Consider the following 19,397-nt stretch of genomic DNA (forward strand, 5'->3'; position numbering starts at 1 on the left):
CGCAGGCTCGCTACTGCCGGGCCGGCTCCGTCTCGCTCGGGACGTGCGTGGCGACGAGGCGTCCCGGGCCGGAGGCCGTCGTGCCGCGGCGCCGGTCCACGCCGTACGCGAGCGCGGCCACGCCGAGACCGAGGACGGCCAGGGCCGCGCCGGTCACGGCCGGGGACGTCACGCCGAAGCCGGCGGCGAGGGCGAGGCCGCCGATCCAGGCGCCGCCGGCGTTGGCCAGGTTGAACGCTCCCTGGTTCGCGGACGAGGCCAGCGACGGGGCGGCGGACGCCTTCTCCATCACCATCAGCTGCAGTGGCGAGCCGGTCGTGAAGGCCGCCGTCCCGAGCAGCAGCACGGCGAGCGCCGCGCTCCACTCCGCGCGCATCAGCAGCGGGAAGAGGGCGAGGACCACGCCCAGCGACGTCAGGCCGCCGAACAGGGTGCCGCGCAGCGAGTGGTCGGCGAGGCGGCCGCCGAGCAGGTTGCCGATCGTGGCGCCCACGCCGAACAGGGCGAGCAGCAGCGTCACGCTGCCCTCGGCGAACCCGGCGGCGTCGGTGAGCATCGGGGTGATGTAGCTGTAGGCCGAGAAGAGGGCGCCGAACCCGGCGACGGTCGTACCGAGCGCGAGCCACACCGGCACCGAGCCGAGCGCCCGGAGCTCGCTGCGGATGCCCACGGCCGAGCCGTGTCCGTGGTCGGCGGGGACGAGTGCCGCGAGGGACGCGATCGCGGCGAGGCCGATCGCGCTGACGGCGAGGAACGTGGCGCGCCAGCCGAGGTGCTGCCCCATGGCGGTGGCGACGGGCACGCCGACGATGTTGGCGACGGTCAGGCCGAGGAACATCAGCGACACGGAGCGGGCCTTGCGCTCGGGCGCCACCAGGGAGGTGGCGACGACGGCGCCGACGCCGAAGAAGGCGCCGTGCGGCAGACCGCTGACGAAGCGGGCGGCCATCAGCCAGTGGTAGTCGGGGGCCACGGCCGACACCGCGTTGCCGACGACGAAGAGCACCATCAGGCCGATCAGGACCCGGCGGCGCGGCTTGCGCGCGGTGGCCGCGGCGAGCAGCGGGGCGCCGATGACGACGCCGAGCGCGTACGCGGAGACGAGGTGTCCGGCGGTGGGGATCGAGATGTGCAGGTCGTCCGCGACGTCGGGCAGCAGGCCCATCATCACGAACTCGGTCGTGCCGATGCCGAAGGCGCCCACGGCGAGGGCGAGCAGGGCGAGGGGCATGAAGGATCGTCCAAAGAAAGTGGGTGCAGGAGAGCGAGGCGCGTACGTAAGTTTACGTACGGAACAAAGCCTCCCGCACCCAGTGTTCCGGGAGGTCACATCCTCGTGAACTCCGGGGAGACAGTCGTCACAGGGACACGCGGGCCGCGATCGGCAGATGGTCGCTGCCGGTCTCGGGCAGCGACCACGACGACACCGGCTCCACGCCCCTGACCATGATCTGGTCGATGCGCGCCATCGGGAACGCGGCCGGCCAGCTGAAGCCGAAGCCGCTGCCCGCGGCGCCCTGGGTGGAGCGCATCTGGGACGTGACGGCGTTCAGGGCGCGGTCGTTCATGGTGCCGTTGAGGTCGCCGAGCAGGACGACCTTGCCGAGCGGTTCGTCGGCGATGGCCTCGCCCAGCGCGTTCGCGCTCTTGTCGCGCTGGCTGGCGGTGAACCCGGAGTCGAGCTTCACGCGCACCGAGGGCATGTGCGCCACGTAGACGGCGACGTTGCCCTCGGGCGTCGCGACGGTGGAGCGCATGGCCCGGGTCCAGCCCAGCTTGATGTCGACGGACCGGGTGTTCGAGAGCGGGTACTTGCTCCACAGTCCGACGGTGCCCTGGACCGAGTGGTACGGGTAGGCGCTCGCGAGCGCCTTCTCGTAGGTCGGCAGCGCCTCGGTCGTCAGCTCCTCCAGGGCGAGGACCTGTGCGCCGGACGCGGCGACGTCCTTGGCGGTGCCGACCGGGTCGGGGTTGTCGGCGTTCACGTTGTGGGTGGCGACGGTCAGGTCGCCGCCGCCGCTCTGCTTGTCGGTGAGCAGCCCGCCGAAGACGTTGAGCCAGACGATGGCCGGGACCAGCACCGCGACCAGGGCGGTCGCCGACTTCCGGACGAGGGCGAGGACCAGCAGCACCGGGATGAACACACCCAGCCACGGCAGGAACGTCTCGGTCAGGGAGCCGAGGTTGCCGATGGTGTTGGGGATCTGCGCGTGCAGCAGCATGACGAGCGCGAGCAGCACCGCGAGAACCGCGAGAACGATGCCGCGGCGCCACAGCCCGCGGTCGTGCCGGAGCCTGCGGCCCAGGCGCCGGATCCGGGGACCCGGTCCGGACTGCCCGGATCCGTCGCCGTCTCCACTGCTGTACGCCTGCGCCATACCGTCGTCGCCTCAACTCTGCCGTGCCCGCCGTCCTCGCCCGAAAACACTAGGCGATGATCAGCGGCTTTCCGTCCCGTCAGGGCCCGCGGTCCGGCGGATCCCTGACGTCCGTACGGCCACGAGGACGTGCGGGGCGGCGTCCGGAGTTCCGGACCGGGCACTTTGACGGGTGTCCTGTGACGAAACGCGCACATTCACCCGTCGGCCGCGGGCCGCAGTCCGCTGAGCGCGAGGTCGACGATCCGGGCGGCGAGATCGTCGTCGAGGGGCGTGTCGGTGCGCAGGATGCTGCGCAGCAGCATGGGTCCGGTGACGAGGTCGCCGGCGAGCTCGATGTCGGTGCCGGCGGGCAGTTCCCCGTCGGCGACGCCGCGCCGCAGCACGTCGTGCATGACGCGCCGGCGCGGGTCGATGACGATCTCGTGGTACGCGTCCCAGAGCTTGGGCAGGGTCTTCATCTGGGCGAAGACGTTGTGCAGCAGCACCGATCTGCGCATGCTCAGGCCGCGTCGGCGCAGGTGCTCCAGCAGGCAGACCAGGTCGTCGCGCATGGACGTGCCGGGCAGTTCCGGGTCCGGGGCCTCGATGCAGCGCAGGACGTCGACGAACAGTTCCTCCTTGCCGCTCCAGCGCCGGTAGATGGTGGCCTTGCCGACGCCGGCGGTACGGGCGATCCGCTCGATGGACAGCTCCGCGAGCGGGACGCCGTCCTCCAGGAGCTTGACGACGCCCTCGACGATGGCCTGCTCCACCGCCTCACTGCGGGGACGGCCCCGGGCGGGGGTCCCGCAGGCGGGCGGCGACGCCGGTGCGCCCGGGCCCGCGTGCCGTCGCGCCTGCCGCTCGACCCGTTCCGTGCCCACGCCTTCCACCTTCCGCCACAGCCCCGGAACCTGGCGGTCCGCCAGGTTCCGGGGCGATTGTCTCAGCGCCGTGCGGCTGTCCGTCCGGTGCGCGGGTCAGCGGCCCGCGCCGATCTTCTCCGGCTCGCCCGGCCGGCCGGCGGGCGCGGCCGGGGTCCTGCCCGGCAGGAACAGGGCCGTGACGACGGCGCTGGCCAGGGCGACGGCCGCGCCCCACAGGGCGGTGACGTGCATGGCGTGCAGGAACGAGTCGTTGGCCGCGCCGACCAGCCCCTGGGCCCGCGGCCCGAGCTTCTCGGCGACACCGAGCGTGGCCTCGATGGAGGCGCCCGCGGTGTCGCGCAGACCGGCCGGGAGCAGCCCGAGCTTGTCCTCGATGCCGTTGCGGTAGGCGGTGGAGAGCACGGAGCCGAGGACGGCGATGCCGAGCGCGCCGCCGACCTGCCGGAACGTGTTGCTGAGCGCGGACGCCGAACCGGCCTTCTCGCGCGGCAGCGCCTGCATGATCACGACGCTGGTCGGCGTCATGACGTGCGCCATGCCGGTGCCCATGAGGAAGAAGACGACTTCCAGGAGCCAGATCGGGGTGTCCGCGTCGAGCGCGGTGAAGGCGGCCAGCATGCCCGCGAGCAGCACGAGTCCGCCGGTGGTCGTGGCCCGTACGCCGATCTTCTCGACGACGATGCGGGCGCGCGGCGCGAAGATCAGCTGGGCCACGGCGAGCGGCAGCATCAGGGCGCCGGTCTGCAGCGGCGAGTACCCGCGCACGCTCTGCGTGTAGAAGACGGAGAAGAACGTGACACCCATCAGCGCGAAGAAGACCAGCGCGATGGCGGCGATGGCGGCCGAGAACACCTTGTTCTTGAAGTAGTCGATGTCGATCGACGGGTGGTCGCTGCGCTTCTCGTGGACGACGAACCCGACGAGGACGACGAGTCCCGCGATGATGGTGGACAGGACCTGCGGGCTGGTGAAGTCGCCCTCGTCGCCGCCCTTGATGATCCCGTAGACCAGCAGCACGAGTCCGACGACGGACAGGACCACACCGACGAGGTCGATCCGGCCCGGCTTCGGGTCCTTGGAGTCGGGCACGAGCGCGAGCATCAGCACGACGGCGAGGATCACGATCGGCACGTTGACCAGGAAGACCGAGCCCCACCAGAAGTGGTCGAGGAGCAGGCCGCCGGTGATCGGGCCGATCGCGATGGCGAGACCGACGCCGCCCGCCCAGATGCCGATGGCCTTGGGCTGCTCCTCGCGCTCGAAGACGTTCATGAGCACGGCGAGCGTGGCCGGCATGACGAAGGCGGCGCCGAGGCCCATCACCGCGCGGAACGCGATGAGCTGGACCGGCGAGCCGGACTCGGCGGCGAGCGCGGATCCGATGCCGAAGACGACGAGGCCCCCGATGAGGACCTTCTTGCGGCCGATGCGGTCGCCGAGCAGGCCGGCGGTGAACAGCAGGCCCGCGAAGACGAGGGTGTAGGCGTTGATCGCCCACTCGAGCTCGCTCTGGGTGGCGCCGAGACCGGTGGGTGCGGGCGTCGAGATCGTCTTGATCGCGACGTTCAGGATGGAGTTGTCGAGGACGACGATCAGCAGGCTCAGCATGAGGACGCCGAGGATCGCCCAGCGACGGCGATGCACGGCCTCCGGTATCCGGGGGCCCGCGGGGACGGCAGGACTGGTCATGGGACGACCCTAGCCCCATTTCGATACGGGACCGTCTCGTATTGAAAGTCGAGGACAAACCCTTACTCGGGCTTTACGCAGCGGGGGGCCTGGCGCGGGAGCGGCACGCGGTGCCACCATGGAGACGATCCGGGGACGCCGTCAGGGCGCCTCGAGACGAAGTGAAGGAGCCGTTGCGATGACGCAACTTCAGGCTGCCCAGAAGCCGGCCACCGACAGCAGCAACCCCAAGGCGCTGTACGGAGGCAAGGGCACCCGCCGCATCACCGTCCGCGACATCGGCCTCGCCAAGGAGCGGGGCGAGAAGTGGCCGATGCTGACCGCCTACGACGCGATGACGGCCTCGGTCTTCGACGAGTCCGGCATCCCCGTGATGCTGGTCGGCGACTCGGCGGGCAACTGCCACCTGGGCTACGACACCACGGTCCCGGTCACCCTGGACCAGCTCACCATGCTCTCGGCCGCGGTCGTCCGCGGCACCAGCCGCGCGCTGATCGTCGGCGACCTGCCCTTCGGCTCGTACCAGGAGGGCCCGGTGCAGGCGCTGCGCTCGGCGATGCAGCTGGTGAAGGAGGCGGGCGTCGGCGCGGTCAAGCTGGAGGGCGGCGAGCGCTCCCACGAGCAGATCAAGCTGCTCGTGGACTCCGGCATCCCGGTCATGGCCCACATCGGCCTGACCCCGCAGTCCGTCAACACCCAGGGCTACCGGGTGCAGGGGCGCGGCGAGGAGGCGGCGCAGCAGCTGCTGCGCGACGCGAAGGCGGTCCAGGACGCGGGGGCGTTCGCCGTCGTCCTGGAGCTGGTACCGGCGGAGCTGGCCGCCGAGGTCACCCGCGTCCTGCACATCCCGACGGTCGGCATCGGCGCGGGCCCGGACACGGACGCGCAGGTCCTGGTCTGGACGGACGCGCTCGGGCTGACCGGCGGCAAGATGCCGCGGTTCGTCAAGCAGTACGCGAATCTGCGTTCTGTCATGTCCGACGCGGCGAAGGCGTTTGCGGAGGACGTGATCGGCGGAACGTTCCCTCTGGAGGAGCACTCCGTCCACTGAGTCCGGCACCTGCCCCCATCGAGCCATAGCGGCACCAACGCGGCCCGTCGATCTTCCCCCGTCGACGGGCCGCGGCCGTTCCCGGGTGCGGTACCGACAGTCGCCGACTTACCGATAGATCGGCGACAGGTCATCGACAGAGCGTTTGTCGGCGATCTGTCGGTGAGTTGTCGGTGGCGGCTGGCACCTTGTTCGTCATGACGCGAATCGACAAGACCCCCGACAACAGCATGGACGGCCGTCCGGTGGCCGTGTCCGTGCGGGGACTGGTCAAGCACTACGGCGAGACCAAGGCCCTGGACGGCGTGGACCTGGATGTGCACGAGGGCACCGTCATGGGTGTCCTCGGTCCGAACGGCGCCGGCAAGACCACCCTCGTGCGCTGCCTGTCCACCCTGATCACCCCCGACGCCGGCACGGCGATCGTGGCCGGCTACGACGCGGTGAAGCAGCCGCGCCAGCTGCGCCGCGTGATAGGCCTCACCGGCCAGTACGCCTCGGTCGACGAGAAGCTCTCCGGCCGCGAGAACCTGTACATGATCGGGCGGCTGCTCGACCTGTCCGGCAAGGAGTCGCGGGCCCGCGCCGACGCCCTGCTCGAGCGGTTCTCGCTCACCGATGCCGCGACCCGGGCCGCGAAGACGTACTCCGGCGGCATGCGCAGGCGCCTCGACCTCGCGGCGTCGATGATCGGCCGCCCGCACGTCCTCTACCTGGACGAGCCGACGACCGGCCTCGACCCCCGGACCCGTAACGAGGTGTGGGACGAGGTCAAGCGGATGGTGCGGGACGGCGTGACCGTGCTGCTCACCACCCAGTACATGGAGGAGGCCGAGCAGCTCGCCTCCGAGCTGACCGTGATCGACCGCGGCCAGGTCATCGCGGGCGGCGGCATCGAGGAGCTCAAGGCGAAGGTCGGCGGCCGCACCCTGCGCATCCGCCCGGCCGACCCGCTGGAGCTGCGCCCGCTGGCGAGCGCCCTCGACGACATGGGTCTGACCGGCCTCGCCACCTCCACCGTCGACCCCGAGTCCGGCACCGTCCTCGTGCCGATCCTCAGCGACGAACAGCTCACCGCCGTCGTCGGCGCGGTCACCGCGCGCGGCATCACGATCGGCTCCATCACCACCGAACTGCCCAGCCTGGACGAGGTGTTCCTGTCCATCACCGGCCAGAAGGCCAGTGCCCCGCAGGACGCCCGCCCCGAACTCGAGGAGGCCGCCGTATGAGTGCCACCACCCTCACGTCACCGGCCTCCACCATCCACGTGGACGCCGATCCCCGCATCGGACTGCGCGGCCACCTGCGCCACACCGGCGCGCTCTTCCGCCGCAACCTGCTGTGGATCAAGCAGGACCCGGAGTCGATGTTCGACGCCGTGCTGATGCCGGTCGTCTTCACGCTGCTGTTCGTGTACGTCTTCGGCGGCTCGATCGGCCAGGCCCTCGGCGGCGGCCAGGACGCGTACGTGCAGTACGTCATCCCCGGCATGGTCGCGATGATGAGCATGAACATCGCGCAGGGCGTCGGCACCGGCTTCAACGAGGACTTCAACAAGGGCATCATGGACCGCTTCCGGTCCCTGCCCATCGGACGGGCCTCCGTCCTGATCGCCAAGATCTCGGTGGAGCTGCTCCGCCTGCTGGTGGCCACCACGGTCCTGATGATCGTCGCGGTCCTCGTGGGCTTCGACATCAACGGCCGCTGGGGAGGCTTGTTCGCCTCGGTCGGGCTCGCCGCACTGTTCGGTTCCGCCATCATGTGGATCTTCCTGGTCCTCGGTGTGACCATGAAGAACGCCCAGTCCGTACAGGCGATGGGCTTCCTGGTGATGATGCCGCTGCAGTTCGGCTCGTCCATCTTCGCGCCGCCGCAGTCGATGCCGGGCTGGCTGCAGAACTTCACCGAGTACAACCCGATGTCCGGCCTCGCGGACGCGGCCCGCGGCCTGATGGTGGGCGGCCAGTACCCGGTCGCCCACGGCCTGTGGGTGACGCTCGCCTGGACCGTGGGACTGACCGTGGTCATGGCGCCGGTCGCGATCCGCAAGTTCACGAAGAAGAGCTGACGCCCGGTACGGGTTCCCAGCCGGTCCGCGTCACAGCAGGGCGGTGGCCTCCTCCAGGGAGAGGCCGCCGCCCTCGGCGTGTTCCCGCTCGTACGCCGCGTCGCCGAGCACCGCGCGCACGGCCGCCTCCGCCTTCTCGCGCCACTCGCGTTCCATGATGCCGCGCACGTGCTGCGGGGGCAGTGACGCGTCGGAGGAGCCGATCAGCCGCGCGGCCAGCACGGCGTCGCCGTCCGCGGCGCGCAGCACGAGCCCCTGGGCCGCGGTGAGCAGGTGCAGCGCCGTCAGATGCGGCATGATCAGCGCGGCCAGCGGGTCGGAGGCCACTTCGAGCGCCTCCCGCGCGCGGGCCAGGGCGGACTCGCCGTCCCCGTCGACGGCGTCGAGGATGCCTTCCATGCCGACGGCCATGCCGTTGAAGAACATGATGTCCGTGACGTTGAACTCCGCGCGCAGCTGCGCGAGATGCTCCCGCGCCTCGGCGGTGCGGCCGGTGGCGGCGAGGCGGCCGACGAGGAACATCCGGGCGGCGGGCCGGGCCTCGTTCGTGTGCCGGCGGGACGTGTCGAGGGTCTCGCGCAGCAGCCGCTCGCCCTTCTCGCCCTCGCCCTGCTCGACGAACACCTGGCCGAGCCGGATCTGCAGGATCGCGGCCTGGGCGTGGGCGCCCATGCTCTCGGCGACCTCACGGGCACGCCGGTAGTCCGCCCCGGCCTCCGCGAACCGGCCGAGCTTCTCGTGGGCCTCACCGCGCGCGGACAGCGCCTCGGCGACGCCCCATTCGTCGCCGAGCCGGGTGAACACGTCGATGGCCTCGTCGGCGTCGATCACGCCCTGGGCGGCCGTCGTGCCGGTGTTGGCCAGGAGGTTGGCGCGCAGCTGGAGGACGAGCGCCAGCTCCCACTCGTAGCCGAGTGCGCGGCAGGTGCGCACGGTGATGTCGGTGAGCTCGCGCAGCCGCGTCATGTCGCCGGTCATCAGGACCGCGAAGTACCAGATGTTGCCGGGCGGCCGGCAGGCCTGCGGCAGGTCGGGGCGGTAGGTGTCGACGATGGCGCGCAGCCGGGCCTGCCCCTCCGCGGACCGCCAGCGGTCCATCTCCATGTCCATGTAGCCGAGGCGGCACAGGTGGACCTGGCGGCGGGCCTCCTCGAGGAGGTCGCCGGTGAGCGGCGGCGGAGTGTCGGTGCAGCTCTGCAGCAGCGGCGGCGCCGGGCGCACGGGGCCGGCGAACGGGTCGGGGCCGAGCAGCGCCGTGGTCTCCAGGGTCCAGGTACGGGCGTCGGGGCGCAGGTCCCGCATCTGCCAGAACCAGGACAGCGACAGCACGAGGCTGATCGCCTCCTGCTCGTCGCGGGCGGCGAGGGCGTGCCGCAGGGCGGTGCGCACGTTCTCGTAGTCGCGCTCGATCCGGGCGATGGCCGCGCGCTGCCCGGAGCCGCGCAGCAACGGGTCGGTGGTGCGGACGAGTTCGCGGAAGTACGTGAGGTGGGCGCGCTCGGCGGCGGCCCGGTCGCCGCTCTCGTCGAGCCGGTCGCCCGCGTACTCGGCGACGGTCTCCAGGAGCCGGTAGCGCATGGCCCCTTCGTCGCCGTCGTCGGGCGCGGCGACGACCAGCGACTTGTCGACGAGGGAGCCGAGCAGGTCCAGGGCGTCCGGTCCGCACACGGCCTCGGCGGCGGCCAGGTCGCAGCCGCCGCTGAAGGCGGAGAGCCGGGCGAGGGCGGCGCGCTCGGAGGCGTCGAGCAGTTCCCAGGACCAGTCGACGACGGCGCGCAGGGTCTGCTGGCGGGGCAGCGCGGTGCGGGCGCCGGAGGTGAGCAGCCGGAACCGGTCGTCGAGGCGGTCCGCGATCTGGCGCGGGGTGAGCATCCGCAGCCGGGCGGCGGCCAGTTCGATGGCCAGCGGCAGGCCGTCGAGGCGGCGGCAGATCTCGGCGGCGGCCGCCGCGGTCTCCTCGTCCCGGTCGGTGCGGAACCCGGGCCGCACGGCGGCGCCCCGCTCGCCGAACAGGCGCAGCGCGTACGGCTCCGGCAGCGGCTCCACCGGGTACAGCAGCTCCCCCGGCACGCCGAGGGGTTCGCGGCTGGTGGCGAGCACGGTGACGCCGGGGCAGTGGGCCAGGAGGTGCTCGGTGAGGGCGGCGGCGGCCCCGATGACGTGCTCGCAGTTGTCGAGGACGATCAGCATCCGGCGGTCGGCGCAGTGTCCGACGAGGCGGACGAGCGGATCGTCGCCCTGCCGTTCGCCGGCCACGCGCAGCTCCTCGGCGCCGGCGCCGCGCAGTACCGTCTCGCGCGCCCCGAGCGCGCTGACGACGGCCTCCGGCACGGCGTCCGGGTCGCTCACGGGCGCGAGCTCGGCCAGCCACACCCCGTCCGGGGCGGCGCCGGCCAGGCCCTCGGCGGCCTCCTGCGACAGGCGGGTCTTGCCCGCGCCGCCGGGGCCGAGCAGCGTCACGAGCCGTACGCGTGCGAGCTCGGCCCGGATCGCGTCGATGTCGCTGCCGCGGCCCACGAAGGAGGTGAGGCGGGCGCGGAGGTTGCCGACGCGGGGCGCGGGCTCGGGCGGGGTCGGGGCCGCGGAGGCCGGCGACGGGACGGCCGGAGCCGCGGGTGTCAGCAACTCCGCGTGGAGGGAGCGGAGTTCGGGGCCGGGGTCGGTGCCGAGCCGGTCCGCGAGGGCGACGCGGATGTCCTCGTACGCGGCCAGCGCCTCGGCGGCCCGGCCGGTGTCGCGCAGCGCCCGCAGCCGCAGCGCCTGGAGCGGCTCGTCCAGCGGGTGGGCGTCGCACAGGGCGGTCAGCTCCGCCAGCGCCTCCTCGGCCAGGCCGAGCGCGAGCCGGGCGGCGAGCCGGGTGCGGCGCGCGTCCAGGTGGCGGGTGTCCCAGCGGGCGGCGTCGGCGGCGCGGTCGGGCAGGTCGGCGAGGGCGGGCCCGCGCCACAGGGCGAGGGCGTCGTCGAGCAGGTCGGCGGCTTTGGCGGGGTTGCCGTCGGCGAAGGCGCGGGCGCCGTCGGCGGTCAGCCGCTCGAAGCGGAACAGGTCGACGGCGTCGGCCGTCGCCATGAGCCGGTACCCGCCGTCGGCCGAGGCGATCGCGTCGGGGCCCAGGGCCCGGCGCAGCCGCCCGACGAGGGCCTGCAGGGCGCCCGGCGCGTCGGCGGGCGGCTCGACGCCCCACACCTCGTCGACGAGGACGCCCGCGGGCACGGCCCGGCCGGGGCGCAGCGCGAGCACGGTGAGCAGGGCGCGCAGCCGCGCCCCGCCGACAGGGACGGCCGTGCCGTCGTCGTGGAGTGCCTGGGTGGTGCCGAGGATGCGGTAGCGCACGGGCCCCATTGTCCCCGCTGTCCCGGGCAGGGGACGCCCAGGCGGGCACGTACACCGGAACACCGCCTGCGGGCTCGCGGAACTCCCGCCGTACCGCGACACGTTCCCCGCGCAGGGCGGGTACGTTCAGTGACGCCACAGACCAGCGACCCCGGGAGCTCCACCCCATGACCACCGCCACATCCCGTCGCGGCGAGAGCCGGATCAGCCCCGTCTTCCTCGGCATCGTCGCGGTCACGGCCGTGACCGGCTGGGCGGTGTGGACGGACTTCGCCTCGCAGCCGGGCGTCGCCGTGTTCCTGTTCGTGACGGGGGCGTGGATCGTCTCGCTGTGCCTGCACGAGTACGCGCACGCGCGCACGGCCCTGCACAGCGGCGACATCTCGATCGGCGCGAAGGGCTATCTGACCCTGAACCCGCTGAAGTACACGCACGCGCTGCTCAGCATCGTGCTGCCGGTGCTCTTCGTGATCATGGGCGGTATCGGTCTGCCCGGTGGCGCGGTCTTCATCGAGCGGGGCCGGATCCGGGGCCGCTGGAAGCACAGCCTGATCTCGGCGGCGGGCCCGCTGACCAATGTGCTGTTCGCGATCGTCTGCACGGCCCCGTTCTGGCTGGACGCGCTGGACGGCGTGCCGGACACGTTCCGCTACGCGCTCGGGTTCCTGGCGCTGCTCCAGGTGACGGCCGCGATCCTGAACTTCCTGCCGGTGCCGGGCCTGGACGGGTACGGCGTGATCGAGCCGTGGCTGTCCTACAAGATCAAGCGGCAGGTCGAGCCGTTCGCGCCGTTCGGTCTGCTCGCCGTGTTCGCCGTGCTGTGGATCCCCGAGGTCAACGGGTGGTTCTTCGACGCGGTCGACGCGGTGCTGCGCTCGCTGGGCGTCACCGAGTGGGACACGTACTGGGGGCAGCGCTTCTACCGGTTCTGGCAGGGCACCCCGGAGATCCCGACCTTCACGCAGTCTTAGTGGGGGCCGCGCTCTCCCTCTCGGCCCTGGCCTTGCGCACGTAGAACCACGTCATGTTCGACGTGATGCCCGCGATCAGGACCCAGACCACGCCGAGGAAGCTGCCCTGGACGAAGGACACCACCGCGGCCGCGACGGCGAGGACGCAGACGACGAGGGCGAAGAGTGCGATGCGGGGCATGGGGTCGGCTCCAATACGGCACGGCTCGGTGTTCGCCGACCAGTGTCCCCCATGCCCCGCTGACGCATGAAGGCGCCCTGAACGTACGGAAAGCGTAAGGAATCGGCGTTATACGTCCGTTACGCGCAGGCCCGCGTGTGCCTTGTAGCGGCGGTTGGTGGAGATGAGGTTCGCGACCAGGGACTCCACCTGGTGGGCGTTCCTGAGGCGGCCCGCGAAGACGCCGCGCATACCGGGGATGCGGGCGGCCAGCGCCTGGACCTGGTCGGTGTCGGCGCGGGACTCGCCCAGCACCATCACGTCCGTGTCGATCTCGTCGATCTCCGGGTCGGCGAGCAGCACGGCCGACAGGTGGTGGAAGGCGGCCGTGACGCGGGAGTCCGGCAGCAGGGCGGCGGCCTGCTCGGCGGCGCTGCCCTCCTCGGGCTTCAGCGCGTACGCGCCCTTCTTGTCGAAGCCGAGCGGGTTGACGCAGTCGACGACGAGCTTGCCGGCGAGGTCCTCGCGCAGCGCCTCCAGGGTCGCGCCGTGCCCGTCCCAGGGCACGGCGACGATCACGATGTCGCTGCGCCGCGCGCACTCGGCGTTGTCGGCGCCCTCGACGCCCTGGCCCAGCTCGTCGGCGGCGGCCCGGGCGCGCTCGGCGGCACGGGAGCCGATGATCACCTTCTGGCCGGCCCGGGCGAACCGGTAGGCGAGGCCCTTGCCCTGCGGTCCGGTGCCGCCGAGCACGCCGACGACGAGCCCGGACACGTCGGGCAGGTCCCAGGGGTCCTTGGCCGGGGCCTTCTGGGTGCTTTCAGTAGAGGTCATGCAGCGACCTTACTCAGCCGTACGAGCCGGTGAGCGCCGTCACCGGGATCCTCCGGAAGGTGATCGTCTCGTACGCGGAGAAGTTCCCGGTCTCGTAGAGCAGGCCGACGGTGGCGTCGTCGACGCGGACGAGGTCGGAGTAGGCGGCGGGCAGGCCGTCGACGGGGTGGGCGGGGCTCCAGGTGACGCCGCCGTCGAGGCTGCGGCGGATCGTCATCAGGGCGCGGAAGCCCGGGTCCGCGGGCCCGGAGAAGAGCAGCACGTCGGGGTCGCCGAGGTGCAGCAGGCTGCCCTGGACCACCGGGCCGGTCAGGGCCGCCTGCGGCCGGAACGGTCTTTCCAGCCGCTCGCCGCCGTCGAGGGAGTGGGCGTCGGCGCGGTTGCCGGGGGCCGGGGAGTCGTTGCGGGTGTTGAAGTAGATCCTGCCGTCGGGGAGTTGGGCGGCGGTGGTCTCGTTGGGGTTGAGGTAGCCGTCGGCCTCGCCCGCGCCTTCGTCGACGTAGCCGATGCGCCAGGTCGCGCCGTCGTCGTCGCTGAGCAGGCTGTGGCCGCCGTTGTACTTGCCCTCGGTGCCGTTGTCGGTGCCGGTGGGCGGGGACGAGTGGTTGGCGGGCACGACGACGCGGCCCTCGCGGGTGAGCAGGGCGTGCCCGGGGGTGGTGGCGTACCAGCGCCAGGCCGGCTTCTTCGTCGCGGCGGTGATCTCCCGGCCCGCGGCCCAGGTCAGTCCCGTGTCGTCGCTGTGGGTGATCCAGACGCGGCGCCCGTCGGCGGCGGTGACCCGGCCGCGGCGGACGGCGTCCTCGGTGGCGGCGGCCGCGTTGCGGACGTGCACGAGCAGGACGCGTCCGGAGGCGAGCGCGACGGGGGCCGGATTGCCCGCCAGGTCGCGTCCGTTGGCGACGACGACCTGGAGGGGGCCCCAGGTGCGGCCGCCGTCCGGGGAGCGGCGCAGCACGAGGTCGATGTCGCCGAAGTCCTCGCGGGAGGCCCTTCGGCCCTCGCAGAACGCGAGGAGCGTGCCGTCGTGCGCCCGCACGACGGCGGGGATACGGAAGCTGGCGTAGCCGTCCTGTCCGGCGCGGAACGGCACGGAGGTCTCTGGCGGCTCGGGTCGCACTCCTGTGTCGGGCATACGCTCCATGGTTCCCACCGAAGCCAACTCCGGGTGAACTCCGGGCAGCCGGCCGCCCGTTCGGCCGCCACGGCGCCGCGGGGCGACCCGTACGGGCGGTCTTCGCGCGAACCGTCCGAACGCGGGGGCCGCTTGAGGCACCATGCCACCCCATGGACGCCGTACGAGTAGCTCTGTTGCGCGAGGTCCTCGCCGGGACCGAGTGGCCCGCCGCCACCCGTCGCTTCGCCGGGGCGCTGCGCTCCTCGGTGGCCGCGCACGGCGGCGGGCTGCTGCTGGTGGGGTCGGCGCAGTACGAGCCGTGGCATCTGGCGGCGCACCTGGTGGACGAGGCGGCCTGGTCGGGGACGCCCGAGCTGGCGCCGACCCTGGTGCGGCACGCGGCGCGGCCCGACGATCCGGCTCATCTGTCGGTCGGGCTCGGCCGGCTGGCGGCGGCGCGGCGCGGCGAGACGCTGCTGGTGGTGACGCCGGACGCGGTGGGCGCGCCGCTCCTGGAGCGGGTGCACGACGCCCGCCGGGCCGGCGCGACGGTCCTCGCGCTCGACGCCGGGCCCGCGGGCAACGGTGATCTGCACGCCATGGCGCACGACGGGCTGACCGTGCCGGGCGACACCGACCTCGACCTCGACACGGTGCAGCACCTGGTCAGCGCGGCGGCCGGGGAGAACTCGGTGCCGGCCCCGCGCAGCCGCCGCGCCTTCCGGGACCGCCTCTCCCGCCTGGCGGACCATCTGACGGCGCCGCCGCCGGCCCGCTGGTGAGAGCGGGCCCGGCAGCGGGTTCAGCCGTCGTCGTCCTCGCCCCGCGCCGCGGCGTCGTGCCAGCGCGGGTCGTTCTCCCACTTGAGATTCTTCTCCCGGGCGGTGGCCATCGCGTGCTCCGCCTCCTCGCGGGACGTGTAGGGCCCGAACCGGTCCTTGGCGGGACACTCGGGTCCCTCCTCGACCTTCTGGTGCTCCAGGCAGTAGTACCACTCGCCCGGCTTTCCGACGGTCCGCTTCTTGAACAGGGCCACAGCCGACTCCTCTCGTCAGGGCCATGGTCCCCCACGGCGCCTCGTTACACTCGCTGGCATGTCTGGCCAGTCGACGCAGTCGTCACCCACCGTCCTCGTACCGGGGGAACTGTCCCCCACCCGTTCCGTGCCCGGGAACATCCGGCGCCCCGAGTACGTCGGCAAGCCCGCGCCGACGCCGTACAAGGGTCCGGAGGTCCAGACCCCGGAGACGGTCGAGGCGATGCGGGTGGCGGGCCGGATCGCCGCGCGGGCGATGGCCGAGGCCGCGAAGGCGATCGCGCCCGGCGTCACCACCGACGAGCTGGACCGCATCGCGCACGAGTACATGTGCGACCACGGCGCCTACCCCTCCACGCTCGGCTACCGCGGCTTCCCCAAGTCGCTGTGCACGAGCGTCAACGAGGTCATCTGCCACGGCATCCCGGACTCCACGGTGCTGCGCGACGGCGACATCATCAACCTGGACGTGACGGCGTACATCGGCGGCGTGCACGGGGACAACAACGCGACGTATCTGGTGGGCGACCCCGAGAACGTGGACGAGGAGTCGCGGCTGCTGGTGGAGCGGACCCGCGAGTCGCTGAACCGCGCGATCAAGGCCGTCAAGCCGGGCCGCCAGATCAACATCATCGGCCGCGTCATCGAGTCGTACGCCAAGCGCTTCGGGTACGGCGTCGTGCGGGACTTCACCGGGCACGGCATCAACTCGTCGTTCCACAGCGGCCTGATCATCCCGCACTACGACAGCCCGCACGCGACGACCGTGATCCAGCCCGGCATGACGTTCACGATCGAGCCGATGCTGACGCTCGGCACCCACGACTACGACATGTGGGACGACGGCTGGACCGTCGTCACCAAGGACCGCAAGCGGACGGCTCAGTTCGAGCACACGCTGGTGGTCACGGACACGGGCACGGAGATCCTGACCCTGCCGTAGCCCCGCCGCGCACCACCGCACCGCGCGAGCCCGCCCTCTTCCGGGGCGGGCTCTTCGCGTTCTGCCGTCCCACGTTCCGTCCGGCGTTCCCCCGATCGGGAAAAACCGGGTACGTTTTTACCGACAGGATGTCGGGAAGCCTGCTATCTTAGGTAAGGCTAACCTACCTAGACACCGTCGGCGGAGGCCCCATGGACACCTCGTTCTCCACTTTGATCCGCACCGCCTCGCACGAGCAGCACACTGAGGCGGAGACGTCGACGTTCATGAGCGACCTGCTCGGCGGCGGTCTCGGCGTGGACGCCTACGCGCGGTACACGGAGCAACTGTGGTTCGTCTACAAGGCACTTGAAGGCGGCATAGAGCGGCTGGCGGACGACCCGGTCGCGGGCCCCTTCATCCAGGCCGAGCTGCTGCGCGTGCCCGAGCTGGAGCGCGACCTGGCGCACCTGCGGGGACCGGACTGGCGCGAGAAGGCGTCGGCGCTCGCGGCGACGGCGGCGTACGCGGCGCGGGTCGAGGAGTGCGCGGCGTCCTGGCCGGCCGGTTACGTGGCCCACCACTACACGCGCTACCTGGGCGACCTGTCGGGCGGGCAGATCATCCGCGACAAGGCGGAGCGGACGTGGGGCTTCGCGCGCAAGGGTGACGGGGTGCGGTTCTACGTGTTCGAGCAGGTCGGGAATCCGGCGGCGTTCAAGCGACGGTATCGCGAGCTGCTCGACGCCATCGCCGTGGACGAGCTGGAGAAGCAGCGGGTCGTCGCCGAGTGCAAGGCCGCTTTCGCTTTGAACACGGGGGTGTTCCGGGCGTTGGGTGAGGAGTTTTCCGCGGCCGCGTAGCGCGTACCGTCACGGGGCTCCGTCCCTGGCCCCGCTCCTCAATCGCCGGAGGGGCTGATCATGCGGTCCGGCTCGACGGTGCCGGTGCCAGTCGCACGCGGCCGCCCACCTCGATCAAGCCCTCCGGCTGTGGTGCCGTCAGGATCTGGGAGCCCTTGCCCTGCCTGATGTTCAGCGCCCGCTCCAGCTGTCCCGTGAGCAGCAGCGCCGCCGCGCCGGTCGCCTCGTCCTCCGTGATGCCGTCGTCCCGGCCGGGGAAGGCGCGGGCCCTGACCCGGCCCGCGGCCTCGTCCTCCCAGGCCCAGGCGTAGATCCACTCCCCCGCCGGCGGCACCGGCAGCGCGTCCACCTCGGCCGCCGAGCCGTACTGGCGCAGGGTGCGCGGCGGGGCCCACTCGGGGCGCGCCTCGATCCAGCTGAACTCGCCGTCGAGGCGGGCCCCGACGACGCCCGCGGGCACGACCAGCTCGGGCACGTCGAGCAGCCAGGCGGTGCCGACACAGGGGTGCCCGGCGAAGGGGAGGCGCAGGGTCGGCGTGTAGATGTCGATGACGCCGCGCTCGGGGTCGTCGACGAACACCGTCTCGCTGAAGCCCAACTTGCCCGCGAAGGCCTGTCGTTCCTCCCGGCCGGGCACACGGGAGCCGTCCCGTACGACCCCGAGCTCGTTGCCGTGACGGCCGTCGGGCCCGCAGAAGACATTCAGTACGTCGTAGTCGTTCACGTCCCTCACAGGGGCAGTGAACCACGCGACGGCCGTCGCTTGACCAGCCTTTGACCATTCCCTGGGTCGCCCGAGGGTCGCTTGTATCCGGGCCGCGACCAGCGGGTTCGTATGAGAGGTGAATCACGGAACAGGCGGGTAGCACTAAGGCAAGCCTCATATAAGTTAGGCCCGCCTTAGCAGAAGCTGTGCACTTCCTTGGAGCCCGCATGCGAGCCGTCCGTCTCTCCGTCGCCACCGCCGTCGCCACGGTGGCGGCCCTGACCGCCGTCACGGGCTGCACCGAGAAGAGCGACGCCAAGGGCGGCTCCGGCGCCATCAAGGTGACCGCCACCGACGACAGCTGCAAGGTATCGAAGACCGAGTTCCCCTCCGGGCACGTCGAGCTGGCCGTCGAGAACAAGGGCTCGCGGGTGACCGAGGTCGAGATCCTCTTCCCCGACGACCGCATCGTCTCCGAGCGCGAGAACATCGGTCCGGGCACCAAGCACACCCTGACCGCCGAGGTGAAGAGCGGCGACTACCAGATCGCCTGCATCCCCGGCATGAAGGGCAAGGGCCACCGCCAGGACGTCAAGGTCACCGGCGGCAAGGCCGCCAAGCGCGACCCCCGCCTGGACAAGGCCGTCGCCGCCTACCGCCAGTACGCGCAGGAGCAGGCCGACGAGACGCTGCCGAAGGCGAAGACCTTCACCGACGCCGTCCGCGCCGGCGACCTGGACGCCGCCAAGAAGGCGTACGCCCCCTCGCGCATCGGCTGGGAGCGCACCGAGCCGGTCGCCGAGTCGTTCGGCGACATCGACCCGAAGACGGACACCCGCGCCGACGGCCTCGAAGAGGGCCAGAAGTGGACCGGCTGGCACCGCCTGGAGAAGGCGCTGTGGCAGGACAAGAAGATCGGCGCCGAGGAGAAGTCGCTCGCCACGCAGCTCGACAAGGACCTCGCGGACTGGCAGCAGCGCGTCGGCAAGGCCGAGATCACCCCGACCTCGATGGCCAACGGCGCCAAGGAGCTGCTCGACGAGGTCGCCACCGGCAAGGTCACCGGCGAGGAGGAGCGCTACTCGCACACCGACCTCGTCGACTTCAAGGCCAATGTCGAGGGCGCCGAGAAGGCCTACGAGCTGCTGAAGCCGGTCGCCGCGGAGAACGACGCGGCGCTGACCAAGGAGCTCGACAAGCAGTTCGCGGCGCTCGACACGCTGCTCGACAAGTACCGCGAGGACAAGACCTCCTACGACTTCACCTCCTACGACAAGGTCGGCAAGGCGGACCAGAAGGAGCTGTCCGACGCCGTCAACGCGCTCGCGGAGCCGCTGTCGAAGCTCGCTGCCGCGGTCGTCAAGTAGCCGATACGTGCACGCAGAACCAGCGACCACGGAGGA

General features: G+C 72.0%; 18 protein-coding genes. 8 read left to right on the forward strand and 10 right to left on the reverse strand.

What is annotated here, in order from left to right; genetic code table 11:
- Positions 1-10: 10 nt before the first annotated feature.
- The 4 genes from ACVHNB_RS31795 to ACVHNB_RS31810 form a co-directional block, all read right to left on the reverse strand.
- On the reverse strand, positions 11-1,231 hold the full coding sequence (locus ACVHNB_RS31795; RefSeq protein WP_456226424.1) for an MFS transporter: 1,221 nt from the start codon (positions 1,229-1,231) through the stop codon (positions 11-13).
- Between the two features lie 127 nt (positions 1,232-1,358).
- The gene (locus ACVHNB_RS31800) at positions 1,359-2,378 is read right to left on the reverse strand and encodes an endonuclease/exonuclease/phosphatase family protein (protein ID WP_456226425.1); all 1,020 of its coding nucleotides are present in this window, start codon (positions 2,376-2,378) and stop codon (positions 1,359-1,361) included.
- A 197-nt stretch (positions 2,379-2,575) separates the two neighbouring features.
- The gene (locus ACVHNB_RS31805) at positions 2,576-3,253 is read right to left on the reverse strand and encodes a TetR/AcrR family transcriptional regulator (RefSeq protein WP_428955074.1); all 678 of its coding nucleotides are present in this window, start codon (positions 3,251-3,253) and stop codon (positions 2,576-2,578) included.
- An 87-nt stretch (positions 3,254-3,340) separates the two neighbouring features.
- Positions 3,341-4,936: an MFS transporter gene (locus ACVHNB_RS31810; protein ID WP_456226426.1), complete on the reverse strand. Its 1,596-nt coding sequence runs from the start codon at positions 4,934-4,936 to the stop codon at positions 3,341-3,343.
- A 178-nt stretch (positions 4,937-5,114) separates the two neighbouring features.
- On the opposite strand from ACVHNB_RS31810, the gene panB reads away from it, so the two are divergent.
- The 3 genes from panB to ACVHNB_RS31825 all read left to right on the forward strand — a co-directional run bounded on the left by panB (position 5,115) and on the right by ACVHNB_RS31825 (position 8,055).
- Complete coding sequence (panB, locus tag ACVHNB_RS31815; RefSeq protein WP_456226427.1) at positions 5,115-5,987, forward strand: 3-methyl-2-oxobutanoate hydroxymethyltransferase; 873 nt, start codon at positions 5,115-5,117, stop codon at positions 5,985-5,987.
- A gap of 197 nt (positions 5,988-6,184) precedes the next feature.
- Positions 6,185-7,216 (forward strand): ATP-binding cassette domain-containing protein, encoded by a 1,032-nt coding sequence (locus ACVHNB_RS31820; RefSeq protein ID WP_428955071.1) that lies wholly within the window; start codon positions 6,185-6,187, stop codon positions 7,214-7,216.
- Positions 7,213-8,055, forward strand: a complete 843-nt coding sequence (locus tag ACVHNB_RS31825; RefSeq protein ID WP_428955070.1) for an ABC transporter permease — start codon at positions 7,213-7,215, stop codon at positions 8,053-8,055. The genes ACVHNB_RS31820 and ACVHNB_RS31825 overlap by 4 nt, the downstream gene beginning before the upstream one ends.
- Before the next feature lie 30 nt (positions 8,056-8,085).
- Here the strand turns inward: ACVHNB_RS31825 and ACVHNB_RS31830 are convergent, their stop codons facing one another.
- On the reverse strand, positions 8,086-11,394 hold the full coding sequence (locus ACVHNB_RS31830; protein ID WP_456226428.1) for a BTAD domain-containing putative transcriptional regulator: 3,309 nt from the start codon (positions 11,392-11,394) through the stop codon (positions 8,086-8,088).
- A gap of 158 nt (positions 11,395-11,552) precedes the next feature.
- Between ACVHNB_RS31830 and ACVHNB_RS31835 the strand changes: the two genes are divergently transcribed.
- Positions 11,553-12,356, forward strand: coding sequence for a site-2 protease family protein (locus tag ACVHNB_RS31835; protein ID WP_428955068.1), 804 nt, complete (start codon positions 11,553-11,555; stop codon positions 12,354-12,356).
- Here ACVHNB_RS31835 and ACVHNB_RS31840 read toward each other — a convergent pair.
- The 3 genes from ACVHNB_RS31840 to ACVHNB_RS31850 form a co-directional block, all read right to left on the reverse strand.
- A complete protein-coding gene (locus tag ACVHNB_RS31840; RefSeq protein ID WP_428955067.1) occupies positions 12,343-12,537 on the reverse strand; it encodes a hypothetical protein in 195 nt (64 codons plus the stop codon). The two genes, ACVHNB_RS31835 and ACVHNB_RS31840, sit on opposite strands and share 14 nt — an antisense overlap.
- Positions 12,538-12,645: 108 nt before the next feature.
- The gene (gene npdG, locus ACVHNB_RS31845; protein WP_428955066.1) at positions 12,646-13,350 is read right to left on the reverse strand and encodes an NADPH-dependent F420 reductase; all 705 of its coding nucleotides are present in this window, start codon (positions 13,348-13,350) and stop codon (positions 12,646-12,648) included.
- A gap of 13 nt (positions 13,351-13,363) precedes the next feature.
- On the reverse strand, positions 13,364-14,485 hold the full coding sequence (locus ACVHNB_RS31850; RefSeq protein ID WP_456226429.1) for a sialidase family protein: 1,122 nt from the start codon (positions 14,483-14,485) through the stop codon (positions 13,364-13,366).
- Positions 14,486-14,637: 152 nt separating this feature from the next.
- Here ACVHNB_RS31850 and ACVHNB_RS31855 point away from each other — a divergent pair, with 152 nt between their 5' ends.
- Positions 14,638-15,249: a hypothetical protein gene (locus ACVHNB_RS31855; RefSeq protein ID WP_428955064.1), complete on the forward strand. Its 612-nt coding sequence runs from the start codon at positions 14,638-14,640 to the stop codon at positions 15,247-15,249.
- Positions 15,250-15,269: 20 nt separating this feature from the next.
- Here ACVHNB_RS31855 and ACVHNB_RS31860 read toward each other — a convergent pair whose 3' ends face one another.
- Positions 15,270-15,503, reverse strand: a complete 234-nt coding sequence (locus tag ACVHNB_RS31860) for a hypothetical protein (protein WP_428955063.1) — start codon at positions 15,501-15,503, stop codon at positions 15,270-15,272.
- 58 nt (positions 15,504-15,561) lie between these two features.
- On the opposite strand from ACVHNB_RS31860, the gene map reads away from it, so the two are divergent.
- Together map and ACVHNB_RS31870 are read left to right on the forward strand one after the other, a co-directional pair.
- Complete coding sequence (map, locus tag ACVHNB_RS31865) at positions 15,562-16,446, forward strand: type I methionyl aminopeptidase (protein ID WP_428955062.1); 885 nt, start codon at positions 15,562-15,564, stop codon at positions 16,444-16,446.
- A gap of 191 nt (positions 16,447-16,637) precedes the next feature.
- Complete coding sequence (locus tag ACVHNB_RS31870) at positions 16,638-17,288, forward strand: biliverdin-producing heme oxygenase (protein WP_428955061.1); 651 nt, start codon at positions 16,638-16,640, stop codon at positions 17,286-17,288.
- A gap of 58 nt (positions 17,289-17,346) precedes the next feature.
- On the opposite strand, the gene ACVHNB_RS31875 is transcribed toward ACVHNB_RS31870, so the two are convergent.
- Positions 17,347-18,012, reverse strand: coding sequence for a PhzF family phenazine biosynthesis protein (locus ACVHNB_RS31875; protein ID WP_456228976.1), 666 nt, complete (start codon positions 18,010-18,012; stop codon positions 17,347-17,349).
- Between the two features lie 209 nt (positions 18,013-18,221).
- On the opposite strand from ACVHNB_RS31875, the gene efeO reads away from it, so the two are divergent.
- Complete coding sequence (gene efeO, locus ACVHNB_RS31880) at positions 18,222-19,361, forward strand: iron uptake system protein EfeO (RefSeq protein WP_428955060.1); 1,140 nt, start codon at positions 18,222-18,224, stop codon at positions 19,359-19,361.
- Positions 19,362-19,397 lie beyond the last annotated feature (36 nt).

Source organism: Streptomyces sp. YJ-C3 (genome assembly GCF_053891275.1).